This is a genomic window from Flavobacterium plurextorum (assembly GCF_002217395.1).
In the GTDB taxonomy this organism is placed as follows: domain Bacteria; phylum Bacteroidota; class Bacteroidia; order Flavobacteriales; family Flavobacteriaceae; genus Flavobacterium; species Flavobacterium plurextorum.
Genome location: NZ_MUHD01000044.1, coordinates 1 through 22,853, shown reverse-complemented (window position 1 = coordinate 22,853; position 22,853 = coordinate 1). Strand labels below are relative to the sequence as shown.

Annotated in this window: 23 protein-coding genes, 2 tRNA genes and 1 pseudogene; 15 read left to right on the top strand and 11 right to left on the bottom strand. The window is 32.4% G+C overall.

Annotated features, from left to right (window positions below; all coding sequences use genetic code 11):
- The first annotated feature begins 21 nt into the window (after window positions 1-21).
- On the top strand, window positions 22-1,416 hold the full coding sequence (locus B0A81_RS20015) for a sugar transferase (RefSeq protein WP_089059646.1): 1,395 nt from the start codon (window positions 22-24) through the stop codon (window positions 1,414-1,416).
- Here B0A81_RS20015 and B0A81_RS20010 read toward each other — a convergent pair whose 3' ends face one another.
- Together B0A81_RS20010 and B0A81_RS20005 are read right to left on the bottom strand one after the other, a co-directional pair.
- Window positions 1,417-2,553 (bottom strand): lipoprotein N-acyltransferase Lnb domain-containing protein, encoded by a 1,137-nt coding sequence (locus tag B0A81_RS20010; RefSeq protein WP_089059645.1) that lies wholly within the window; start codon window positions 2,551-2,553, stop codon window positions 1,417-1,419. It abuts the gene before it with no gap.
- A gap of 37 nt (window positions 2,554-2,590) precedes the next feature.
- Window positions 2,591-3,658, bottom strand: a complete 1,068-nt coding sequence (locus B0A81_RS20005; RefSeq protein WP_449528494.1) for a putative type IX sorting system protein PorV2 — start codon at window positions 3,656-3,658, stop codon at window positions 2,591-2,593.
- A gap of 192 nt (window positions 3,659-3,850) precedes the next feature.
- On the opposite strand from B0A81_RS20005, the gene B0A81_RS20000 reads away from it, so the two are divergent.
- Complete coding sequence (locus B0A81_RS20000) at window positions 3,851-4,567, top strand: CDP-alcohol phosphatidyltransferase family protein (protein WP_089059644.1); 717 nt, start codon at window positions 3,851-3,853, stop codon at window positions 4,565-4,567.
- A gap of 10 nt (window positions 4,568-4,577) precedes the next feature.
- The gene (locus tag B0A81_RS19995) at window positions 4,578-5,435 is read left to right on the top strand and encodes a glycoside hydrolase family 25 protein (protein ID WP_089059643.1); all 858 of its coding nucleotides are present in this window, start codon (window positions 4,578-4,580) and stop codon (window positions 5,433-5,435) included.
- 144 nt (window positions 5,436-5,579) lie between these two features.
- Here B0A81_RS19995 and lptB read toward each other — a convergent pair whose 3' ends face one another.
- The 4 genes from lptB to B0A81_RS19975 form a co-directional block, all read right to left on the bottom strand.
- The gene (gene lptB, locus B0A81_RS19990; protein WP_089055265.1) at window positions 5,580-6,320 is read right to left on the bottom strand and encodes an LPS export ABC transporter ATP-binding protein; all 741 of its coding nucleotides are present in this window, start codon (window positions 6,318-6,320) and stop codon (window positions 5,580-5,582) included.
- Between the two features lie 87 nt (window positions 6,321-6,407).
- Window positions 6,408-6,761 carry a carboxymuconolactone decarboxylase family protein gene (locus B0A81_RS19985; protein WP_089055264.1) on the bottom strand — a complete coding sequence of 118 codons (354 nt, stop codon included), beginning with the start codon at window positions 6,759-6,761 and terminating at the stop codon, window positions 6,408-6,410.
- Window positions 6,754-7,569, bottom strand: a complete 816-nt coding sequence (tatC, locus tag B0A81_RS19980) for a twin-arginine translocase subunit TatC (protein WP_089055263.1) — start codon at window positions 7,567-7,569, stop codon at window positions 6,754-6,756. Before tatC ends, B0A81_RS19985 begins: the two co-directional genes overlap by 8 nt.
- Window positions 7,569-8,534, bottom strand: coding sequence for a KpsF/GutQ family sugar-phosphate isomerase (locus tag B0A81_RS19975; protein ID WP_165768105.1), 966 nt, complete (start codon window positions 8,532-8,534; stop codon window positions 7,569-7,571). Before B0A81_RS19975 ends, tatC begins: the two co-directional genes overlap by 1 nt.
- An 88-nt stretch (window positions 8,535-8,622) precedes the next feature.
- On the opposite strand from B0A81_RS19975, the gene recQ reads away from it, so the two are divergent.
- The gene (gene recQ, locus B0A81_RS19970; protein ID WP_089059642.1) at window positions 8,623-10,818 is read left to right on the top strand and encodes a DNA helicase RecQ; all 2,196 of its coding nucleotides are present in this window, start codon (window positions 8,623-8,625) and stop codon (window positions 10,816-10,818) included.
- 63 nt (window positions 10,819-10,881) lie between these two features.
- Here recQ and B0A81_RS19965 read toward each other — a convergent pair whose 3' ends face one another.
- Window positions 10,882-11,121: a hypothetical protein gene (locus B0A81_RS19965; protein WP_089059641.1), complete on the bottom strand. Its 240-nt coding sequence runs from the start codon at window positions 11,119-11,121 to the stop codon at window positions 10,882-10,884.
- 231 nt (window positions 11,122-11,352) lie between these two features.
- On the opposite strand from B0A81_RS19965, the gene B0A81_RS19960 reads away from it, so the two are divergent.
- Together B0A81_RS19960 and B0A81_RS19955 are read left to right on the top strand one after the other, a co-directional pair.
- The gene (locus B0A81_RS19960) at window positions 11,353-12,912 is read left to right on the top strand and encodes an NAD(P)/FAD-dependent oxidoreductase (RefSeq protein ID WP_089059640.1); all 1,560 of its coding nucleotides are present in this window, start codon (window positions 11,353-11,355) and stop codon (window positions 12,910-12,912) included.
- A gap of 159 nt (window positions 12,913-13,071) precedes the next feature.
- Window positions 13,072-14,151: a DUF6630 family protein gene (locus B0A81_RS19955; RefSeq protein WP_089059639.1), complete on the top strand. Its 1,080-nt coding sequence runs from the start codon at window positions 13,072-13,074 to the stop codon at window positions 14,149-14,151.
- A gap of 95 nt (window positions 14,152-14,246) precedes the next feature.
- Here the strand turns inward: B0A81_RS19955 and B0A81_RS19950 are convergent, their stop codons facing one another.
- Both B0A81_RS19950 and B0A81_RS19945 read right to left on the bottom strand, forming a co-directional pair.
- Window positions 14,247-15,203 (bottom strand): quinone oxidoreductase family protein, encoded by a 957-nt coding sequence (locus B0A81_RS19950; RefSeq protein WP_089059638.1) that lies wholly within the window; start codon window positions 15,201-15,203, stop codon window positions 14,247-14,249.
- Window positions 15,204-15,332: 129 nt separating this feature from the next.
- Window positions 15,333-16,736 carry an aminopeptidase P N-terminal domain-containing protein gene (locus B0A81_RS19945; RefSeq protein WP_089059637.1) on the bottom strand — a complete coding sequence of 468 codons (1,404 nt, stop codon included), beginning with the start codon at window positions 16,734-16,736 and terminating at the stop codon, window positions 15,333-15,335.
- 318 nt (window positions 16,737-17,054) lie between these two features.
- Between B0A81_RS19945 and B0A81_RS19940 the strand changes: the two genes are divergently transcribed.
- A complete protein-coding gene (locus B0A81_RS19940) occupies window positions 17,055-17,492 on the top strand; it encodes an META domain-containing protein (RefSeq protein WP_089059636.1) in 438 nt (145 codons plus the stop codon).
- 64 nt (window positions 17,493-17,556) lie between these two features.
- On the opposite strand, the gene msrA is transcribed toward B0A81_RS19940, so the two are convergent.
- Both msrA and msrB read right to left on the bottom strand, forming a co-directional pair.
- On the bottom strand, window positions 17,557-18,165 hold the full coding sequence (gene msrA / locus B0A81_RS19935) for a peptide-methionine (S)-S-oxide reductase MsrA (RefSeq protein ID WP_089059635.1): 609 nt from the start codon (window positions 18,163-18,165) through the stop codon (window positions 17,557-17,559).
- 8 nt (window positions 18,166-18,173) lie between these two features.
- Window positions 18,174-18,731 (bottom strand): peptide-methionine (R)-S-oxide reductase MsrB, encoded by a 558-nt coding sequence (gene msrB, locus B0A81_RS19930; protein WP_089059634.1) that lies wholly within the window; start codon window positions 18,729-18,731, stop codon window positions 18,174-18,176.
- Between the two features lie 299 nt (window positions 18,732-19,030).
- Here msrB and idi point away from each other — a divergent pair, with 299 nt between their 5' ends.
- The 8 genes and pseudogenes from idi to B0A81_RS19890 all read left to right on the top strand — a co-directional run.
- Entirely contained in the window at window positions 19,031-19,558 is a 528-nt protein-coding gene (idi, locus tag B0A81_RS19925; RefSeq protein ID WP_089059633.1) for an isopentenyl-diphosphate Delta-isomerase, read from the top strand.
- A gap of 20 nt (window positions 19,559-19,578) precedes the next feature.
- Window positions 19,579-19,989, top strand: a complete 411-nt coding sequence (locus B0A81_RS19920; protein ID WP_089059632.1) for a 6-carboxytetrahydropterin synthase — start codon at window positions 19,579-19,581, stop codon at window positions 19,987-19,989.
- Between the two features lie 3 nt (window positions 19,990-19,992).
- Complete coding sequence (locus B0A81_RS19915) at window positions 19,993-20,451, top strand: peroxiredoxin (RefSeq protein ID WP_089059631.1); 459 nt, start codon at window positions 19,993-19,995, stop codon at window positions 20,449-20,451.
- A 59-nt stretch (window positions 20,452-20,510) separates the two neighbouring features.
- A complete protein-coding gene (locus tag B0A81_RS19910) occupies window positions 20,511-21,479 on the top strand; it encodes a type I phosphomannose isomerase catalytic subunit (protein WP_089059630.1) in 969 nt (322 codons plus the stop codon).
- 57 nt (window positions 21,480-21,536) lie between these two features.
- The gene (locus tag B0A81_RS19905) at window positions 21,537-21,803 is read left to right on the top strand and encodes a hypothetical protein (RefSeq protein WP_068843886.1); all 267 of its coding nucleotides are present in this window, start codon (window positions 21,537-21,539) and stop codon (window positions 21,801-21,803) included.
- Between the two features lie 77 nt (window positions 21,804-21,880).
- Window positions 21,881-21,954: transfer RNA gene (locus tag B0A81_RS19900), tRNA-Thr, on the top strand.
- A 109-nt stretch (window positions 21,955-22,063) separates the two neighbouring features.
- A tRNA-Thr gene (locus B0A81_RS19895) sits at window positions 22,064-22,140 on the top strand.
- A 112-nt stretch (window positions 22,141-22,252) separates the two neighbouring features.
- Window positions 22,253-22,744 (top strand): annotated as a pseudogene (locus B0A81_RS19890) (DUF4294 domain-containing protein); the annotation flags it as partial.
- Window positions 22,745-22,853: the final 109 nt, after the last annotated feature.

The window sequence follows — 22,853 nt, the reverse complement described above, 5'->3', positions numbered from 1 at the left end:
CCTTAAACCTACTAAAAGTAAATGCCCTCAAATAAAAAAATGCACTTCGAAATATCAGAACGAAAAGTATTACTTTTTGCTTTTGATGTTTTTTTTGTTTTATCTGCTTTGTATTTATTAAACAGAATTTTTGATTATAATTATTTTGCTTTTGAAAAAGAGACTTTTTATCGTCCCTTAATTCTTATCACTTATCTATCTGTTTTCGGAGCCATCTTCGAGGTGTATAATCTGCAGGTTGCAAGTAATCAGTTTCAGATACTTAAGAATGTAATACTCGCAGTTTCAATTACAGTTTTAACTTATCTTCTTACACCTATATTATCGCCTGAACTTCCAAAACAGCGATTGGTTATTTTGATCTTTTATCTCACAATACTAATTACCGTATTACTGTGGCGCTTTTTTTATGCGATCTTTTTAGCATCTCATCGCTTTTCACAAAACGTTGTATTAATATGTGATCAAAATCAAGTCGAAGAATTGGTTCTAGGACTTGAAAATGTTGATCCGCATTATAAAATAATAGGTTTCGTTAATTCTGATTCTATTTCAGAGGAGAATACAGATTTTCATTACGTAAAAGAAATTAAGAAAAATGAACTTGAAGATTTCGTAGCGAATCACAGTATTTCTGAGATCGTTATAGCATCCCAAAAAACAGATGGAATCACCGCCGATTTATATCAGCAGTTACTTCATTTACTAGAATCTGGAAATAGTATTAGAGAATATACACAGGTTTATGAGAGTAAGACACAGCGAATTCCAGTGCATTATATTGCAAGAGACTTCTATCGTTTTTTTCCGTTTAGCCGCAGCAACAGCAATAAATTGTATTTGTCCTTAATTCGTTTGTTGGAATTTGTTTTTTCATTTGCGGGGTTAATAATCTGTATTGTTTTTATACCGCTTATTTCTTTAGCCAATTTTTTTGCAAATAGAGGAAGTCTATTTTATACTCAGGAACGAGTAGGTAAAAATGGAGAAGTTTTTAAAATTTACAAATTTAGAACCATGGTTGAAGCTTCGGAAACGCAAGGTGCAGTTTTTGCAGTTTCAAATGATAAGCGAATAACTCCATTTGGCAAATTTATGCGTAAATCTAGGATTGATGAATTACCCCAGTTTATCAATGTTATAAAAGGAGATATGGCAGTAATTGGTCCAAGACCAGAAAGACCTTTTTTTGTTAAAGAAATCGCTCAGATAATGCCTTTTTATGAAACCCGACATGTTATAAAACCTGGACTTACTGGGTGGGCACAAGTAAATTATTCTTATGGAGAATCAATAGATGAGAGTTTGATAAAACTACAGTATGATTTATACTATATCAAACACCGAAGTGTTTTTCTCGATTTAAGCATCACTTTTAAAACTATAACGACAGTCTTGTTTTATCGCGGACAGTAATTAGATTATTATTGGAATACGTTTTTTATTTCTTATCGCAACTCGAACCAGTACAAAACCACTCGTGATTATCATTGGTAAAACGATTAAAAAATGTGCTTTATTGATCAGGAAAAGAGAATAAACAATTAAAAAGATTAAATGTAAAACTGCAAATCTGTAAGTCCATCTTTTGTTTTTTGCAACTGAAAAAAGAATTAAAATCAGTAAAAGCGGACTAAACAGCAATACATTGTAATTCATTGCCAGTTCTTGGTGAAATGAATAAAATCCCATTACAACAAAAAACACTCCGATTAAAGCCAAAATGAATAAGTAGATTTTATCGACAATTTTATTATGTGCTAAAACAACGAAACCTAAAAAAAATAGATAAGTATAAATGTTGTTCCACCATGAGGATGGCGTTTCTTTTTCAAAACTCAAAAGCGTTTGACTCTCTTTTGCTAAAGGATGATTTTGAAAAGTAGTTTTTGCTAAACTGTTTTTTAATTCAAAAGGCAGAAAAATTTTCGTTCCCAATTGATCAACTTTAGTCCCAAAAATAATACTAGTTCCTAATTGATCATAAAAATGCCCATTAAAATAAGGGAATAAAATAGAACGATATGTTTTATCTGTGTCTTCTTTCTTAACAATAACATCTCCATTTAAAGTTGAATTGATAATATCAACTACCATCGAGGTACAATTTTTATCAATGAATTTATAGGTATAATATCTTTCGTCAGATAATAGAATTGAATTTAGTTTGTCAAAAAGTTTTTGTTTTAAATCTTGAGAAATAAGAAGCTCTTGCTCAAAAACACTTCGTTTGTCCTCATTATATTCATTAAGAAATTCAGTAAAAGAATGTGTAATTACAAAATATTGTAAATCACCTTTTGCAAATTTTGCTACAAAATTTGGAGTTCTAAAATCAAAAGCACCAAAATTATAAACAACATCAATATTGTTGGCAGGATCAGATACTCGTATAGCAGTATGTCCAAAATAAGAATAGGTTTCATTTCCTAAACCGCAAGTAATCACACTTGCTTTAGCCTCTTTTGATAAAGGTATATTTTGGCTGTAACCAATAAAACTTAGTAATAATAGTAAACTAAAAAGTGTTTTTTGGAAAAGGACATTTTTCATGATTTAAAATTTTAAAAAGTTGAACGGTTTGAGAAAATTATCTAAAGATACCTAAATCTACTTTTAGTGAAAAAATATTTGAGTATAAAGCTGCACTTTGATTTCCTAAATCAGTTAAGGCATAGTCTATCTGAATACCTTTGTATTTGAAACCCAATCCAATATTAGGCTGAAAGTTCAGTTTTTCAGTATTATCTAATTGCATTACATTTTGAAAGTTTCCAGCGCCGGCTCTTAGAAAAACTAAATCAGTATAGCCAAATTCAAAACCAACAGCGGGATCAATGCTAACAATTTTTGATGAAATGATATCATTTGTCTGTTCAAAACGCATATTTAAATTTGCGGCTGCCATAAGACTGTAATCATTATGAAATTCAAATTTTTTAGAAATTCCTAATTGTGCTTTTGGCAAAGTAATTTCCGTGCTTTCCGGCAGTTCATTATTTTCTCCAGGAATAGCATTTGCAATTTTGGCATATTCATCTTCGTCAATATTCCATACATTATAAGTGGTTGTAATATCTCGAAGCATTAAGCCAAATTTCCAATTACTGCGTTCGAATTGTAATCCAACATCAAAACCAAAACCCCAGGAATTTGCAAATTTCCCAATAATTCGTCTAATTATTTTTGCATTAACACCATATTGAAATCCGTCTACAGGCAGTTTTCTAGCATAAGAAAAAGTAAAACCATAATCAGCCGTAGAAAATAAACGAATTCGATTATAATCAATATTTCCCTGATTGTCGATTAACTGTGTTGTATCAAGAATATCATCAACACCAAAACGAATCATCGAAATTCCCCAAGCACTTTGATCATCAATTGGACTTGCATATCCTATGAAATCATATTGAGCGATATTGGCAAAATAACTGGCATGCATCAATGAAATCTGATGATCTTCCAGATGTGTTAAGCCAGCAGGATTCCAATAAACCGCATTAACATCATTTGTAGATGCAGTAACAGCACTCGACATTCCTAACGCCGCCGCATCAACACCAATATTCATAAACTCATTCGAGTATTTTCGAACAGTTTGTGCATGCTGAGAAGTAAAACTCCAAAATAATAAAAACGCTAAAAGTTTCTTCAACTGATATTTTTTTGCAGACAAGAGTCTGTTTTAAATTTTTTCCAAAAATATAATAATTTATGCATCTAATTTCTTCGTTTCAAGAAATATTGAAAAAGCTTTAATTTGTATTAAAAAACAATTGTAAAAACACGTTTTTCATGCACATATTATGCTAAATTTGTTGACCAAGATTATCAAAATTTATAAAACATGAATATTAAAAAGCACATTCCAAATTTAATTACATTAATTAATCTTTTTTGTGGTTGTATAGCTGTTGTCTTTATTTCTAAAGCTAATTATGAAATGGCTTTTTATATGGTTTGTTTAGGAATCTTTTTTGACTTTTTTGATGGTTTTTTTGCCAGATTATTTAAAGTTTCAAGTCCGCTTGGACTTCAATTAGATTCACTTGCAGATATGGTAACCAGTGGTGTAGCTCCGGGGTACGTAATGTATACTTTGTTTGTAAAAAGTGCACATCCACATGATATAATTGCATCTGAGTTTATTCCGTTTTTAGGATTTATTGTAACATTAGGCTCTTGCTATCGTTTGGCAAATTTTAATATTGATACACGACAAACCGATTCATTTATTGGATTGCCAACGCCTGCGAATGCTCTTTTTATTTTGAGTCTGCCTTTGGTTCTGAAGTTTTCTGATTCTTTAATATTGTTGGAAATTCTGAGTAATCAATGGATTTTACTTGCAATTACTTTATGCAGTGCCTATATTTTGAATGCCGAAATTCCATTGTTTTCATTAAAATTTAAGAAGTTCAATCTTAAAGATAATGCGCTGCAAATTGGCTTTTTGGTCATTTCTTTAGTACTGCTTTTATTGTTTCAGTTTGGAGCAGTTCCTTTAGTTATTATTTTTTATGTATTATTATCGATCATAAATAATATGTTTTTGAAAAAGTAGTTTTATTCGAATGGCAAGAAAAACGACAAGGCGAACTTCTTACACACGAAAAACAAAACCAAGCAAATCTGTTTTTAGTAAATTACTTCGTTTCATTGTATTTAGTTTTTTAGGACTAATTTTCATCGGAACAATTTATCATTATCGTTCTGGATTGGCTTATTATTTGGGTTTTAAGTCAGATAAAGTTTTAGAAGAAGATGCAGTAGATAAACATCTTTCAGATGTTAGAAATATTCAAGTTCTTGAAAATCATAAAGGAAAGGTAATTGGAATTGACGTTTCTGAATTTCAAGGAACTGTTGATTGGGATGAGGTTGAGATTCTGGAAGAAAAATATCCTGTACAATTTGTTTTTATTCGTGCAACCGCCGGAAATGATAGAGTTGACAGGCAGTTTAAATACAATTGGGAAGAAGCTAGAAAAAACAAGATTATACGAGGTGCATATCACTATTATCGCCCGAACGAAAATTCTATCGAGCAGGCAGATCTTTTTATAAAAACGGTGAAATTGAAAAAAGGCGATTTACCGCCTGTTCTTGATATAGAAAAACTTCCCAAAAATCAATCTTTAGATAGTTTAAAAAAAGGATTAAAGCGCTGGCTTAACAAAGTTGAAGCGCATTATCAAGTTCGCCCTATAATTTATTCAGGAGAACGTTATTACTCTGATTTTTTAAAAGAAGAATTTGGAGAATATTTATTTTGGATAGCCAATTACAACTTCTATAGAGAAAAAATTGATGATGATTGGTTGTTTTGGCAGTTTACAGAAAAAGCTTCTCTACCTGGAATAAAACATCGTGTAGATGTGAATATTTATAATGGTGATTTAGAACAGCTGCAGTTTATTACTGTAGAATAGTGCTCAGTTAAGTATTCATTATTTTTTGGATCAAAAAAAAATCAGTTTTTTAGTGATCAGCTTGAAACTGAATACTAAAAAACTGATCAATGATTACTTTTTTAAGAACTGATCACTAAAGACCTGAACACTGAACACTATAAATTAGAATTCAAGTTTCTTCTTACGTAGCTCGAAGTTCTGTCCAAGATATACACGACGAACCATTTCGTCTTCAACAAGCTCTTCTGGGATTCCTGCCTTAAGAATTCCTCCTTCAAACATTAGATATGTTTTATCGGTAATTGCCAAAGTTTCCTGAACGTTGTGGTCAGTAATTAAGATTCCGATGTTTTTGTTCTTTAATTGTGCTACAATTCTCTGAATATCTTCAACCGCAACAGGGTCAACTCCAGCGAAAGGTTCATCAAGCAAAATAAATTTTGGATCTGTTGCTAATGCGCGAGCAATTTCAGTACGACGACGCTCACCTCCAGAAAGTAAATCACCTCTATTTGTACGAATATGCTCTAAACTGAATTCTTCAATTAAGCTTTCCATCTTAGCGTATTGTTCTTCCTTCGAAAGTTTAGTCAGCTGTAAAACACTCAAGATATTGTCTTCAATACTTAATTTTCTAAAAACGGATGCTTCCTGTGCCAAATAGCCAATTCCTTGTTGCGCACGTTTGTACATCGGATAATCAGTAATATTCAAATCGTCAAGATAAATATTTCCTGAGTTTGGTTTTACCAATCCTACGATCATATAAAAAGAAGTTGTTTTTCCTGCACCATTTGGACCTAAAAGTCCAACGATTTCTCCTTGATTTACTTCTACAGAAATTCCTTTTACAACACTTCGGCCTTTATAGGTTTTGATTAAATTATCGGCTCTTAATTTCATTTTTTTAGTTTAATCGTTTAAACGTTCAAATCGTTTATTCGTCACAAATTAACGAATAAACGATTCAACAAATAAACCTATTAACAATTATTTAGTTTCAGCTTCTTCAAGAGCTTCCCAAAATTCGTAAGCTCTTCTTAAATGCGGGATTACAATTGTTCCTCCAACAAGAGTTGCAATTCCCATTGCTTCCATCATTTCTTCTTTAGTAACGCCTTCTTTATGACTTGTTTCAAGATGATATTTTACACAATCATCACATCGTAAAACTGCAGACGCTACTAATCCTAAAAGTTCTTTAGTTTTTACATCAAGAGCTCCCGGAGCATAAGCATTAGTGTCAAGATTAAAAATTCGCTTTACAATTTTATTGTTATCTGCAAGCAATTTTTCGTTCATTTTAGAACGGTAGTCGTTGAATTCTTGAATAATATCAGACATTTTCTTTCAATTTATTTTTATAAACAATTCTAGATATTAGAATACTTACTTCGTAGATGATTAACATTGGTATTGCTACAATAGTTTGGCTCACTACATCTGGAGGAGTTACAATTGCGGCAACGATTAAGATGATAACAACTGCATATTTCCAATATTTTCTTAAAAAATCAGGAGTTACTAAACCTAACTTAGTTAAGAAATAGATGATAATTGGCAGTTCAAAAAATAATCCACTCGCCAGAATACTCGTTTTTACCATTCCCATGTAAGATTCTATTGTAAATTGATTTACTACCATTTTACTTATAGAGAAAGTAGCGACGAAATTCACCGACATTGGTATTACAACATAATAACCAAATATTACTCCTAAAAAGAAAAGTAACGAAGAGGTAAATATAAAAACCTTCGCATTTTTTCTTTCTTTTTCATACAAAGCAGGACTGATGAATTTCCAAACTTCCCATAAAATATAAGGGAAACTTAAAATAAAACCAGCCAAAAGACACATCCATACAAAAATATTAACCTGCCCTTCCATTTCTGTATTCTGAATAATAAAATTCAATTCAGTAATACAAATGCTGTCAGCAAATCCTAATTGATGAGATAAGTCGCAGAACCATTGATAAGTGAAAAAAGTAGGTCTTGTTGGACCTAGAATAATTTCATCAAATAAATAATCACTAATAAAATAAGTAACAAATGCCATAATGCATATAGCAAAAGTACTTCTAACTAATAACCATCTTAATTCTTCAAGATGATCTAAAAATGACATTTCGCCAAGGTTTTTCTTTGCCATTATACGATTCCTTCTTTTAAAATGTCATGTAAATGCAGTACTCCTTTGTATTCGCCGTTGTCTGCAACGATAAGCTGTGTTATAGAAAAATCTTCTAGAATGTTCAAGGCGTCAACAGCCATAGTTTCTGAAGATACTAATTTTGGGTTTTTAGACATAATGTCTTTAGCAGTTAAATCTGCAATAGAATCTCTGTCGTTCAGCATTCTTCTAATATCTCCATCAGTAATAATGCCCACGATTTTATCATTTTCAATAACTGCTGTAACGCCTAGTCTTTTTTCGGAGATTTCGAAAATTACCTTTTTAACAGATGTGTCAGGAGTTACCATTGGTTTTAACGAATGCTCAATCATATCTTTCACGCGAAGCAGTAATTTTTTGCCCAAAGCACCTCCGGGATGATAAACCGCAAAATCTTCTGGTTTAAAATCGCGCATTTCCATAAGACAGACAGCAAGTGCATCTCCCATTACAAGTTGTGCAGTAGTACTGTTTGTTGGAGCCAGATTAATAGGACAGGCCTCAGTATCTACAGTGGTATTTAAAACATAATCAGAACCTTTAGCCAAAGCCGAAGTTATATTTCCAGTAATGGCGATTAAAGTGTTTCCGAAACGTTTTAATAACGGTACTAGTACTTTAATTTCAGGACTGTTGCCGCTTTTTGAAATGCAAATAATGATGTCTTCATTTTGTATCATTCCTAAGTCGCCATGAATTGCCTCTGATGCATGCAGGAACATAGAAGGTGTTCCAGTAGAGTTAAAAGTAGCAACCATTTTTTGAGCAATAATTGCGCTTTTTCCGATGCCGGTAACGATCAAACGACCTTTAGTTTCATAAATGCGCTGGGTTGCTTCGAAGAAATTTTCATCAAGAAAATCGATTAACTTTGTAATTGCTTCACTTTCAGAGAGTATGGTTTTTTTGGCAATCGCCAATATATTTTCTTTTGTGATCAAAACAGAATATTTAAAATTTGTATGTATAAAAGAAAGTTGTATCTTTATGTGTTGCAAATTTATACAAAAATATCCATTTAAATAAAGAATGAATTCAAACGAAATTGAAATACATAAGGAATTAAAGAAGTATTTCGGCTTTAGCCAATTTAAAGGCTTGCAAGAGCAAGTCATTACGAGTATTTTAGATAAAAAGAATACTTTTGTAATTATGCCTACTGGCGGAGGAAAGTCTCTTTGTTATCAATTACCCGCTTTAATTCAGGACGGAACAGCGATTGTTGTATCTCCTTTAATTGCTTTGATGAAAAATCAGGTAGATGCGATTCGAAGCCTTTCTTCAGAAAACGGAATTGCACATGTACTGAATTCCTCACTTACTAAAACAGAAATTGCACAAGTTAAAAAAGACATTTCGTCTGGATTGACTAAACTCTTGTATGTGGCTCCAGAATCTTTAACGAAAGAAGAATATGTTACTTTCTTGCAAAGTGTACCCATTTCATTTGTTGCTATCGATGAAGCACATTGTATTTCAGAATGGGGTCATGATTTTAGACCAGAATACCGGAATCTTAGAAACATAATTAAACAATTAGGTAAAGTTCCAATTATTGGACTTACCGCTACTGCCACACCAAAGGTACAGGAAGATATCCTGAAGAACTTGGATATGGTAGATGCAAATACTTTTAAAGCTTCGTTTAACAGACCTAATTTATATTACGAAGTACGTACAAAAACTAAAAATATTGAGTCGGATATTATTCGATTTATCAAACAACATAAAGGCAAATCAGGAATTATTTACTGTTTGAGCCGTAAAAAAGTAGAATCGATTGCTGAGGTTTTACAAGTAAATGGAATTAGCGCTGTTCCTTACCACGCTGGTTTAGATGCAAAAACGAGAGCAAAACATCAGGATATGTTTTTGATGGAAGACGTTGATGTAGTAGTTGCAACAATTGCTTTCGGAATGGGAATCGACAAACCCGATGTTCGTTTTGTAATTCACCATGATATTCCAAAATCACTAGAAAGCTATTATCAAGAAACAGGACGCGCTGGCCGTGATGGCGGGGAAGGACATTGCTTGGCATATTACTCGTATAAAGATGTAGAGAAACTAGAAAAATTTATGTCTGGTAAACCAGTTGCCGAACAAGAAATTGGTTTTGCTCTTCTGCAAGAAGTTGTCGCTTATGCAGAAACCTCTATGTCACGCCGTAAATTTTTACTCCATTACTTTGGTGAAGAATTTGACAGCGAAACTGGCGAAGGCGCAGATATGGATGACAATGTTCGTAATCCTAAAAATAAAGTTGAAGCCAAAGATCAAGTCGTTAAGTTGCTTGAAATTGTTCGTGATACCAAACATATATATAAGTCAAAAGAAATTGTCTTTACCTTAATAGGTCGCGTTAATGCCGTTATAAAAGCGCATAAAACAGATACGCAGTCTTTCTTTGGTTCAGGTTCAGATCATGACGAGAAATATTGGATGGCTTTGCTTAGACAAGTTTTAGTAAGCGGCTATTTATCAAAAGATATTGAAACTTATGGCGTAATAAAAATTACCAAACAAGGTTTAGATTTTATTAAAAAACCAGTTTCATTCCTGATGTCAGAAGATCACGAATACAGTGAAGCTGATGATGAAGCTATTGTTGCATCATCAAAATCATCAGGTACCGCAGATGAAGTTTTAATGGGAATGCTGCGTGAACTACGTAAAAAGGTGGCTAAAAAATTAGGTGTTCCTCCATTTGTTGTTTTTCAAGATCCTTCACTTGAAGACATGGCTTTAAAATATCCAATTTCATTAACTGAATTGTACAATATTCACGGAGTTGGTGAAGGAAAAGCTAAAAAATATGGAAGCGAATTTGTTACCTTAATAAGTAGATATGTTGAAGATAATGATATTATTCGTCCAGATGATTTAGTGGTGAAATCTACCGGAGTAAATTCTGCCAATAAATTGTATATCATTCAGAATATTGATCGAAAATTACCTTTAAGTGATATTGCTTCTGCAAAAGGGCTTTCGATGGATGCATTGATTAAAGAAATGGAGCAAATAGTATATTCAGGAACAAAACTGAATATTAAATATTGGGTTGATGATATGCTCGATGATGATCAGCAAGAAGAAATTCACGATTATTTCATGGAATCCGAATCAGACAAAATCGAAGACGCTCTAAAAGAATTCGACGGCGATTACGATATTGATGAATTACGTTTAATGCGTATTAAGTTTATTAGTGAAGTAGCTAATTAGTTAAATGAAAAATGTGAGATGTTAAATGTATTTTGAATCATCTCACATTTTTTATTTTACATCTTACTCAGAATAAACTTCCCCACGATGCGGTTTCAAAGCATCTCTTACCTGAATCATATTTTCATCGGTTACCACCATAAAAGCTATGGCGTACATATCGTCTATGATTTTAAATCCCGTAATGTTTAAAGATAGTTTTTCGATTGTGATGTATTCTTTTAAATGAATTTCATGGTGTTCAGCTGTTTTTGCAGAAGCTGGACCGCGAAAATCCCAGATTAATTTTATTTTTCTAGACATTATTTTTATAGGTGCAAAGGTTCAAAGTAACAAAGGTACAAAGTCTATTTGAAAAAAAAGTTCTGAGTTTTTATTTGTAGAGACGCACTGCAGTGCGTCTAAGACTATCAAAAGATTTTTTTTGATTTAAATAATCTGCGTGCAAATTTTTTAGGAAACATAAAATCTCATTTTAAAATGTTATTTTTGCAACTTCTTTTCATAGAAAGAAAAGCTAATAAATAAGATACAATGCCAAGAGAACTTTTACTTCAGGTAACTCCAGAAACTGCAGCAAACGAATTGTTGCTTAAAGATTATTTATCAAAACAAATAAAGGTTTCTCCCAACGAAATTCAGCATATTACAATTTTAAAACGTTCGATTGATGCGCGCCAAAAAGCGATAAAAATCAATTTGAAAGTTATAATATATTTAAAAGGGGAACCTTTTCAGGAAACTAAAATTGAACTTCCTATATATAAAGACGTTTCTTCTGCACAGGAAGTCATTGTTGTTGGTGCTGGTCCGGCCGGACTTTTTGCCGCTTTGCAATTAATTGAATTAGGTTTAAAACCAATTGTACTCGAACGTGGAAAAGATGTTCGCGGACGCCGACGTGATTTAAAAGCAATAAATGTTGAACACATCGTAAATGAAGATTCAAACTATTGTTTTGGTGAAGGAGGAGCAGGAACTTATTCTGATGGTAAATTGTATACGCGTTCTAAAAAGCGTGGTGACGTAACCCGAATTTTAGAACTTTTGGTTGCTTTTGGAGCTTCAGAAGATATTTTGGTTGAAGCACATCCACATATTGGGACTAATAAACTGCCGAAAATTATTGAAGATATTCGAAATAAAATCATTGAGTTTGGCGGTCAAGTTTTGTTTGATACTAGAGTAACTGATATTTTAGTAAAAAACAATGAAGTAGAAGGAATCGTAACTCAAAATGGAGATAAGATTCTCGCTAATAAATTAATATTAGCAACTGGACATTCAGCGCGAGATATTTTTGAATTATTAGATAAAAAGAAAATTTTAATCGAAGCAAAACCTTTTGCTTTAGGAGTTCGTGCAGAACATTCGCAGGAATTAATTGATAGTATTCAATACAGCTGTGATTATCGCGGTGAACATTTGCCGCCGGCTCCATATTCGATTGTAAAACAAGTAAACGGTCGTGGAATGTATTCGTTCTGTATGTGTCCGGGTGGAGTAATTGCACCTTGTGCTACAAGTCCAGGCGAAGTAGTTACAAATGGCTGGTCACCATCGAAACGAGATCAAGCAACAGCAAATTCAGGAATTGTAATTGAGTTGAAGCTAGAAGATTTTAAACCTTTTGCAAAATTTGGTGCTCTTGCTGGAATGGAATTTCAAAAAAGCATTGAACAAAAAGCATGGCATTTAGCTGGACAAACTCAAAAAGTTCCGGCTCAGAGAATGGTTGATTTTACACAAAACAAAGTTTCTGCTGATATTCCAAAAACTTCTTACGTTCCAGGAACTACTTCTGTCGAAATGGGACAGGTTTTTCCGGGATTTTTATCACAGATTTTACGTGAAGGTTTTAAGGAGTTTGGTAAATCAATGCGAGGTTATTTAACTAATGAGGCAATTTTACACGCACCAGAAAGTAGAACTTCATCGCCGGTTAGGATTCCGAGAGACGCTCAAACTTTAGAGCATTTGCAAATAAAAGGATTGTATCCTTGTGGTGAAGGAGCGGGTTATGCAGGTGGTATTATTTCTGCCGCAATCGACGGAGAGAAATGTGCTTTGATGATTGCAGAAACATTGAAATAATAGTTTTTTTGCTGCAACGTATTTTAGTCTATTTATAAATCGTTAAACAATATATAGTAGGTATAAAAAATATATTGGTTTGTTCTTTTTGTAGTAAATAAACCATAGTTTTGAATACTTAATTTTACTATTATTTCGATTTTTTAAACCTTGATTTCAATGAGCAGTTTTTTTTCTAATTTGTTTAATAGAAATAATGACCCAAAGTCGATTGTTTCTTTTGATGTTTTATACGAAGTTTATTCTCATTTATACCACGAATCCAGCAGATTGAATTTCAAAATGAAAGGAATTCATGACACTGTTTCTGTAGCCTTATATTCAATTCCAGATTCATTTGATCATGATGAGGGAAAAGCAGAAATTAAAAAAGCGGGTTTTAATAATGCATATGAAATTTTAAATGAGGTATATAAAAAGGTAAATATAGGGCCGCTTTCAGATGAAGAGATAAAGGAAGGATTGAATTATTACTACATTCACATCGAATTTTTCTCAAAGCCTGCTCCAGAAATGAAAAAACATTTGAAGCATGTTTTGAATAATTTCATAGTTTTCTTTTGTTGTACTAACAGTGCGGAAACAAACGATTTTAAATTACTGTATAATAACAGCTATTTTTATGATTATACACGTGGGCTTTTAGAACTTAAAGCAGTCGATATAAAAGAACCAACTAATGAAATTGAGAAAATAGGTTTTAAGGACTTTGAAATTGTTTTGCAGGGTATTTGCGAATATTTAGGAGCCGAAATACCTGCAACAGTTGTAAAACCTTCAAAAGAAAGTCTAATAGCTGAAAGTACTTCAGTTGAACATTTTCAAGAATTTTTGAAATTGATTTCAAGAGGAGAGATGGAAGAAGAGTTGTTAGAAAGTCAGGCGCAGATTCTTTTTGAAGCTTTTGAGGAAGGTGTCGAGGATTACGATTATGATGACGAGTTTGATTTTTTTGAAGGTGTAAATTGTTGGAACAGCGATTGGAAATTTGATGCAGAAGAGGCTGAAGCAATAGTATCTGATTTGATTGATCAGGATTTTAAATTTGATTATCCTGAAGAAACCTACAGTCACGATTTGTTTCCTTACATACAAAAGGAGTTAGCAAAACAAGAATTAGAGTTAATGAGTTACGACACAAAAGGAGATAGCTATTTATTTTTTGTTGCTAACAAAAATGAAGTTGATAGAATTTTAGAATTGTCAGAGTTAACTAAAATCGAAATTGATCAATTGTAAACTATATTAATCACTACGAATTCACGAGTTTTATTTTAAGTGATTTGTGAATTACTTTGTCTATTCCCTTTGGTCGGGTCGCGGCGAAAAAAAAATTAAGGAATCAAAATTATTTTTCCAGTGCTTTTTCTGCTTTCTAAAAAATCGTGTGCTGTTTTTCCTTCGGATAATTTAAATGAAGTTGGCTTTGAAAGTTTAATTTTTCCATCTAAAATCCAATGAAATAGTTGATTGGCTCTTTTTGTTCTTTCTTCCTTAGAATTTAAATAACTCCATAAATCACCTCCAGTTAAAGTTTTAGAACTGTCCATTAACATTCTCGGATTTACAAATTCAGGATCTCCGCCCGCCATTCCGAAGAAAACAACTTGACCGCATTCTTTTGTAACTTCAAAGCTTTCCATTAAAGTACTTCCAATACTGTCGTAAACCACATCGACACCTTTCGGGATTATCTTAAAAAGACCTGATTTCCAATCCTCATTATATAGTAAAACATGATCAACTCCTTGTTCAATTGCTGTTTTTGCTTTTTCAGGAGATGAGGTTAAACCGATAACATTTGCGCCCAACAATTTACTGATTTGTGTTAAAAGCTGACCAACCCCGCCGGCAGCTGCATGAATTAAAACACTTTCGCCTTTTATGGTTTTGTGGCTGTCAGTTGCTAAATAATGTGCAGTCAAACCCTGAAGTAAAACAGAAGCAGCAGTTTCAAAAGAAATATCGTCTGGTAAAGGAATAACATGATTTGTATTAACAGCAACTAATTCAGCATTAGCAAAAGGAACATCGGCAAAAGCCACACGATCTCCTATTTTATAATCTGAATTATTAGACTCAACAACTATTCCTGCGCCTTCATATCCAGCAATAAAAGGAGGGTTTCCTTTTAAATGATAATTTCCCTTTCGTCTATAAACATCCGCAAAATTTAATCCGATGGCTTTCATTTCGACAAGAATTTCATCGTTCTTTAATTGCGGATTTGGGATTTCAATATATTCTAAAACATCTGAATTTCCAAAAGTAGAGAAGGTAAGTGCTTTCATTTTAAAATAATTATTAGAATGCAAAGTAAATGAAAATTAGTTTTTAGTTTAGAATGTTTTCTTGCCGTCGATCAAAAGAGTGCTAAAAGCTAATTTTTTTTTAAATTATTTTAATCTTCGTCAAAAAAACTAGATTTTAGGAAACTTCATTTCGTTGAAAGTACTCTTTTGTTTTGCTAAAGCTTCGACATCTTGCCATTTTCTTGGAGAATCAATTGATAGATTCTCGTAAGAGTCTTTTTTTATGGCAATATCATCTTCAATTCTAACACCAATATTCCACCATTTTTTATCACATTTACTGTTTGCAGGAATGTAAATTCCAGGTTCAACGGTCAAGACCATATTCTCTTTTAAAGTTCCAAGATAATTTCCTTTGTCATGAACATCTAAACCTAGAAAATGTGAACAACCATGCGGATAATAAATTTTAACATCTTTGGGATCAGAAATAATTCCTAGTTTTATTAATCCCGCTGCGACAACTTCTGTTGCTTTTTTATTTAAATCCTGAAAAGGTGTGCCTTCTTTACAAATTTTAAAAACTTCTTCCTGTGCATCGTAAACAATTTGATAAATAGCTTTTTGTTCTTCGGTAAATTTTCCATTAGCAGGAACAGTTCTTGTGACATCTGCAGAATAGCCGTGATATTCAGAACCAACATCCATCAATAATAATTGATTTTCCATTTTTGCAGCATTGTTTTCTCCGTAATGTAAAATGCATCCGTTTGCTCCAGCACCAACAATTGGAGGATAACCTTCGCCTTCGGCACCATATTTTCTATGAATATAAGCATGAATTCCATCTGCTTCATTTTCGCTCATATCAGGTCCAACTGCTTTCATTACTTCATTGTGCGCAATACAGGAAAGTTTTACCGTTTTTCGCATTAACTCCATTTCTTCCGAAGTCTTTATTTCTCGAAGTGAATTGGTAATACTAGTAAATAAATCTACAGAAGCAGCATCTTCTTTTGTTATTCCAGCTTTGGTTTTGAAAGCTTGTATAATCAAATACAGACTTTCCGGGGAATTACTTGTAGTTACATTAGTCAAAAACTGATCATAAATGATTTTATCAAATTTTTTATAGTCAATTGCAAAACTGTGAAAATCTACACCATTATAAACCTTAGTAAAACCTAATTTAGATTTTGCGCCTTCAATTCCTAAGCGCCTTCCCGTCCAGGTTTCTTTAAGAGCATTTCTTTCTCTTACAAAAAGGACTTCAGTGTATTTTTCATCTCCTTGAGGTTCTTTAAAAAGTAATAATACAGCATCAGGTTCTTTGTATCCAGTTAAATAATACATATCTGGATTTTGATGAAAATTGTAATTAATATCTTTAGAAAATACTCTCTCAGGATATGAAAAAACAACAGCGACAGAATTAACGGGCATTAAATTTCTAAATGCTTCGCGACGGCTCTTGTGAAATTCTTTTGAAAGATAATCCGTTGGAAGATTTTCTTGTGAGTGAATCTGATTAATCGTTGTTAAAACGAATAAGAATAAAAAGAACTGCTTCATTATCTTTGGTTTTTATGGATGATTTTGGTTTTTTGATTATTGCAAATTACAAAAAAATGCAATCGAATATTTTTTGTTTTAAATATTTGATTTGTAATATTTTAAATAAAAATATGTAACTTAGATATCAGAAAAGTGTGATTTATATTGAAATGTAATTTGTTGCTGAAGTACATTTTTTGTGCTAAAATTAAATTTTAAAGATTTATAATTTTTAGCAATTTGTGCAAACAGGCATGGATATTGAGAAAGTGCTGTTTGTAGAAGGATTTTAATTTTCGAAAACAAAAAAATATTAATCTAAAAAAAAACATCTTTATGAAAAAACTTACACTTGCATTCGTTTCAGTTTTAACCTTATTACTTACTTCATGTATGGCATCAAAAGAGAGTAAAAGCGCAGCGAATATTTATGATACAACTTGGGAATTAGAATATATTTCGGGGCCTAGAATTGCTTTTGAAGGTTTGTATCCAAATAAAAAACCACAAATTACTTTTGATCAGAAAGAAACAAAGGTTTTTGGTAATAATGGATGTAACGGTTACAGTGCACCGTATACTTTAAACGGAAAATCGCTGACTTTTGGAGAACCAGGACCAACTACAATGATGTTTTGTGAAGGCGGCGGCGAACAGCAATTTTTAAAGCAAATGAGAAAAATTACAAGTTACTCTATTGATAAAGATGGAAAATTAAATCTAATTCAAGGCGATGTGCCAATGATGCGATTTAAAAAAATAGCTAAACAATAATTTTAGAAGCAATAAAAAAGGGGAAATGATTTTTCATTTCCCCTTTTTTATACACTTTGGTTTTTTATTTCTTCTTTAGTTTGTCTTTAAAAACTTTTTCAAATTTTTCCAGTTTAGGCTGAATTACCATTTTACAATAAGGTTGATTCTTGTTGTTTGAATAATAATCTTGATGATAATCCTCAGCTTTATAAAACGCTTTGAAAGGTTCAACTTTAGTTACTATAGGACTATTGTAAACTTTTGCTTTGTTTAATTCGGCAATAATAGATTCGGCAGCTTTTTTCTGTTCAGCATTTTTATAAAAAATCACAGACCTATATTGTGTTCCAACATCAGCGCCTTGTCTGTTTAGTGTAGTTGGATCATGGACAGTAAAAAAAACTTTAAAGATTTCGTTTATGTCTGTTACATTTTTGTCAAATGTAATTTGAACTACTTCTGCATGACCAGTTGTGCCTGTGCAGACTTCTTCATAAGTTGGATTTGCATTTTTTCCGCCAGAAAACCCAGAAACAACAGATTTTACCCCATTCAGATTCTCGTAAACAGCTTCAACGCACCAGTAACATCCTCCACCAAGTGTAATAGTATCTAGATTTGAAGCTTTTTTAGTTTGCGAAAATCCGTTTAAGGCCAGGGCAAAAAGGGAGATTAAAATTGTATTTTTCATTTTTCAGTTTATTTGTTGTCAGGAATAAAATCAAGAGCTATCGAATTCATGCAATAACGTTTTCCTGTAGGAGCGGGGCCGTCATCAAATAAATGTCCTAAGTGTCCTCCACAGCGGCCGCAAAGCGCTTCTATTCTTTCCATCCCAAGAGAATTATCATTTTTGTAAACCACACTTTTTTTATTGTCTTGCTCAAAAAAGCTTGGCCAGCCGCAGCTGCTAGAGAATTTGGCTCCAGATCTAAAAAGTTTGTTTCCGCACGAAGCGCAGTAATAAGTTCCTTTTTCATCAGTATTCCAGTATTTTCCAGTAAAAGGTCTTTCAGTGTCAGCTTCGCGCATAACTGCATAAACATCAGTAGGAAGTACTTTTTTCCATTCGGCATTACTCACATTTAATTTAGTTGTGTCAGTATTTGAATAGTACGGATTTCCAGGTTTGTTGATTTTGTTTTCCATTATAGTAACAGTATTTGCAGTTTGTTTTTTAGTATTTTGCCCGCATGCCTGTAAAATAAAAAGTGGAATTAAAAAGCAAAGACTAAGAATTTTGTTTTTTGTTTTCATTTTTTTTAAGCTTTAATTCTGTTTCTTTTTCAAAGATACGACTACATTTTTCCTTCAAATGTCGTGTATTTTACAATTCAGATATATTTAAGTATGTTTTAACTTTTTATTATCTACGTAAAACTTACCATTGCAGTTTTTAAATCTTATTTTTAAAGGATTTTTCAAGAAAAGGCAAAGTGCAGTGTGTTGTAATTCAGTATTTTGTACAGATTCTCGGCGAGTTAAACTTTTCACAATGTTTGCTGAGATTTTTAAGCCATTTCTTTTTTCGTATTTTTGTTTGATTAATGCGCCATATGACAGAAGAAAACGTAATATTAGTTAACCAAAATGATGAGCAGATTGGTTTGATGCCAAAATTAGAAGCTCATGAAAAAGCTGTTTTACATCGTGCTTTTTCAGTTTTTATTTTAAATAATAAAAATGAAATGATGCTGCAGCAGCGTGCACATCATAAATACCATTCTCCATTACTCTGGACTAATACATGCTGCAGTCACCAGCGTGAAGGTGAAACCAATATAGAGGCTGGAAGTCGAAGGCTGTTTGAAGAAATGGGTTTTAAAGCGGAGCTGAAAGAATTGTTTCACTTTATATATAAAGCACCTTTTGATAACGGTTTGACTGAGCATGAACTTGATCATGTAATGATTGGGTATTATAATGAAGAGCCGTCAATAAATCCAGATGAAGTAGAAGACTGGAAATGGATGAAAATAGAAGATGTTAAAGCTGATATTGAAAAACAACCTGAAATTTATACGGTGTGGTTTAAGATAATTTTTGATGAATTTGATCATTATCTCGAAGATCACAAATTATAACCAAAGCTAACCAAACCTAAATGAGAGTAACCATATCAAGAAAAGCGCATTTTAATGCTGCACATCGATTACATAGAAAAGATTGGACATTAGAAAAGAACAATACTGTTTTTGGAAAATGTAATAATCCCAATTTTCATGGTCATAATTATGGTTTAACAGTAAGTGTTACAGGTAAAATTGATCCAGAAACTGGTTTTGTTTTAGATGTGAAAGTATTAGCGGACATTATACTTGAAGAAGTTGAAGTTCCGTTTGATCACAAAAATCTGAATCTGGACGTTCCAGAATTTCAAGATTTGAATCCAACCGCAGAAAATATAGCTGTTGTGATATGGAATAAAATTAGAAAACGAATTCAGCCTGATTTTGATCTAGAAATCGTGCTTTATGAAACAGATCGCAATTTTGTAACTTATAAAGGAGAATAATAAATGTCATTAAAAATAGGAGATATAGTTCCGAATTTTACTGCAAAAGATAATCACGGGGATATTTTTGAAAGCCAGAGTGTTTTGGGGCGTAAGCCATTAGTGATTTATTTTTATCCAAAAGATAATACGCCTGGCTGTACAACTGAAGCTTGCAGTTTTAGAGATCAATATGAAGATTTTGCAACTTTAGGTGCAGAAGTCATTGGTATTAGTAGTGATAGTGTAAAGTCGCATCATAAATTTGCAGATAAACACCAGCTGCCTTTCATCTTACTTTCAGATCAAGATAAAAAAATACGTCATCTTTTTGGTGTTCGTAACAATTTGTTTGGTCTTTTGCCTGGACGTGTTACTTATATTATTGATCGAAATGGTGTTGTTATTTATATTTTTGATAGTGTAAATGCATCAAAGCATATTCCAAAAGCATTAGAAATAATTAAAGAGTTAGTATTATAAATGAAATAATGCTCTTAGCTCATTATTTATTTAATAGCTATTAGCTTCAAAATTAAATTATGAAATCAAGTTTATATCCTTTGCAATTTGAGCCAATTCTAAAAGAAAGAATCTGGGGAGGAGAAAAATTAAAAACAGTATTAAATAAGCCAATTATATCTAAAATTACTGGCGAAAGTTGGGAATTGTCTACAGTAGAAGGTGATGTTAGTATTGTGTCTAACGGAGAATTAAAAGGAAAATCATTAATGGAGCTTATTGCTGAAGCTCCAAATGAGCTTTTAGGAACAAGAGTTCATGAGCGTTTCGGGAAACAATTTCCGTTACTGTTTAAATATTTAGATGCAAGAGAAGATCTTTCGATTCAAGTTCATCCAAATGATAAATTAGCAAAAGAGCGTCATAATTCATTTGGTAAAACAGAAATGTGGTATGTAATGCAAGCCGATGCTGACTCTAGAATTATTGTTGGTTTTAAAGAGGATTCTAGTAAAGAGGAATATTTAAAACATTTACAGGATAATACTTTAGTTACCATTCTAGATGATGTAAAAGCAAAAGCAGGAGATGTTTTCTTTTTAGAAACAGGAACTGTTCATGCAATTGGTGCTGGTTTGGTAGTTGCAGAGATTCAGCAGACATCAGACATTACCTATCGTTTATATGATTTTGATCGTGTAGATGCGCAGGGAAACAAACGAGAACTTCATGTAGATTTAGCGCTTGATGCAATTAACTACAATAAAGTTAATACTCAGAAAAAATACGATTCAAAAACAAACACTTCAAATGTTGTAGTTGATTGTCCTTATTTTACCACGAATTTTATTCCATTAGAAAGTAATACTGAAATTTCTAAATCTGGTGAAACATTTACTGTTTATATGTGTATTGAAGGAAGTTTTGAAATTGAATATGATAACTTCAAGCATACTTATATAAAAGGAGATACAGTATTAATTCCTGCAGCTATAAGAACGTTTGTTTTGAATGGAAAAGCTTCAATTTTAGAAATTTACATTTCATAGCGTGTAATATAAAGATTATGTGTATTTTTGCAGACGCAAATTAAAATTATAATAAAAATGGCAAACGTTAAAAATTTAAAGAAAGACATCAATTTTGTATTAGGAGATATTATTGAAGCGGTTTACTTGTTTGAAATGTCTACAACGGGAAATCCTACTCCAGAAACGAATGCTTTAGTTGATGAAGCGATCACTGCTTTTGATACTTTGATCACAAAAGTGAATGCAAAGAACGTTGAAAATAAAAAAGCACACTTCAAACAAATAAATGTTGAATTGGAAGAAACTGCTAATCAATTGATTGCTAAAATCAACGAATTGTAAGCGAAAAAAAAGTATAAAAAAGGGCAAATTTATTTTGGTAAAACGAAAAACCGCTTTATATTTGCACCCGTAATGAGGCCGATGTAGCTCAGCTGGCTAGAGCAGCTGATTTGTAATCAGCAGGTCGTGGGTTCGAGTCCCTCTATCGGCTCAATATAAAACCATCACAGAAATGTGGTGGTTTTTTTAATAATAGAGAGTGGTGTGAAAATTTTTTTGGAATATTAAAAAACAATTTTATCTTTGCACCCGGAAAATAGGCCGATGTAGCTCAGCTGGCTAGAGCAGCTGATTTGTAATCAGCAGGTCGTGGGTTCGAGTCCCTCTATCGGCTCCAAAAGAAAACCATCACATTTTGTGATGGTTTTTTTATTTGTGCTCTATGGTAATTTATTTTTTGGTATGTAGATGTTGAGGTTTGTTTTTTGGTTGAGGAGTTTGAATTGTTATTTCAGATTCTTCAGAATAGAGTTTATAAAGTTTACCCATATGCAAAATTAGCTTCAGATAGGCTGACTGCATTGAATAAAGGTATGGCGCGATTGAATAGTAATCGCGAAAAGAAAAAGTATTTCAAGATCGTTGAGGATTATCTTAATAATGAGTTTGAAGACAGGTTAAAGAAGTTGTCTAGGAAACAAGGTCAGATTCTTGTAAAATTGATTCATCGCCAAACAGGAATAACAACATATGAGTTGATAAAAACTTTAAAAAGCGGTTTCAAAGCGTTTGTATCGAATACAACAGCGAATTTATTCGATATAAGCCTGAAAACCGAGTATAAGCCATATGAAGTAAATGAAGACTATCTAATTGAAACAATTCTGGTTCGTGCTTTTGAATCTGGACGTTTACTGAATCAAACTCCTGCTAATCCTGTAGATTATGATAATTTGATGGAGCATTGGGAAGCGAAAGCAAAAGCAATCAATAAAAAGTAATACTATAATATATAGTTGTAATAACCCGATAGGTTCTCAGAACCTGTCGGGTTTGTTTTTTATACATACATATATATATGTATAAGAGTAAAATGCTGCTGTACTATAA